We start from the raw sequence: 1,148 nt of genomic DNA, 5'->3' as shown, positions 1-1,148 counted from the left end.
AATCATCAAGAACACTGAGTTTAAAATGGGAAAGTTATTTTTAGACGACTCCTAAGTCTCGAAAGTTATGCAAAATGTCCGTTTATTTTATCAGGGAAACTCAACAATGAATGTCAACTCAGGTGCTGGCACCAATAACAATGCTGTTAACAACACTGATGGATTTGCTGAAATTTTGGTTGCGGGATTTACCATTGCATCGACTATTTTTGGCTATCGCGTCTCCGCTGCCCATGTTGGCGACAACTATCTGCTTCGCGCCGGTTATGCTGGCGTTTGTGGCACCTCGGTATACCTGTTCGCTCAAAGTGTCCATCACGGTGTTGCCACCCTTTGGAATGCATCTGTGGCTATTACTGATGCCGTATCCACGGTTATGACTAACCATCTTACCCCTTTCAGTGAGGATTCCAGCATTGTCAAAGCATCAACCTACGCAGGTGCCTACTTAGGCTTGATGCACGGCCCCTTCCCTTATCGACCAGCCTGCAACCTTGTCAATCCGTCAGCACCTCCCGTTGCTTGCAGTGGCAATATCGCTCACATGGCCGAACGTCTGGTGGCTCTCCCCAGCTCAACCATGGTGGGTGCCGGTGTTGGATATCTACTGGGAAAAGGGCTGGACTTTACTGCAAAGGCAGCCGTTTCCGGTGCCAAAATGGCTGCAGATCGTCTTGGATTAAAAACCACGGTGAGCCAGAGCCCTGAGGTTGCCACGGATAGTTCCGGGAGAATCCGTCGGCAGTCAGAGTCTGCTGAAGAAATCCTGCAGAGCGGTTCCGCAGAGATGGTACGGCAAAGATCACCTGACGGAACTGAAACAGAAGCTCATCTCCAGGAAGCTGGCCAAGAATAACGCTCCTCTGGGCGATCCCGTCGCGAGGATGGTAAAAAATCGAGAATAAAAATTTCCATTTTGCAAACACAGCCACGTGTTGCGTACTAATCTCCGTAATGTCTGAACGGCACGGGTGTGGTTGTGAATGCGCCGGGATTCCCTCATTGCCTGCCAGCAGGAACTTTTTCCTGGCTTGAGCATCCTATAGGTTGCCGTACGTAAAACGCCAGATTCTTTTATCAGAGATGCCCTTTACCATGAATATCAACCCCATGAATATCAACCCCATGAATATCAACCCCATGAATAT

Annotated in this window: 1 protein-coding gene; it reads left to right on the top strand. The window is 49.0% G+C overall.

The window, feature by feature from the left end; genetic code table 11:
* Window positions 1-106 precede the first annotated feature (106 nt).
* Entirely contained in the window at window positions 107-856 is a 750-nt protein-coding gene (locus KDK14_RS09495; RefSeq protein WP_257264861.1) for a hypothetical protein, read from the top strand.
* The last annotated feature ends 292 nt before the right edge of the window (window positions 857-1,148 follow it).

The organism is Endozoicomonas sp. ONNA2 (assembly GCF_024606365.1).
Classification (GTDB): Bacteria; Pseudomonadota; Gammaproteobacteria; order Pseudomonadales; family Endozoicomonadaceae; genus Endozoicomonas.
The sequence above is the reverse complement of the archived record's forward strand: the minus strand, read 5'-3'. Positions and strand labels throughout refer to the sequence as shown.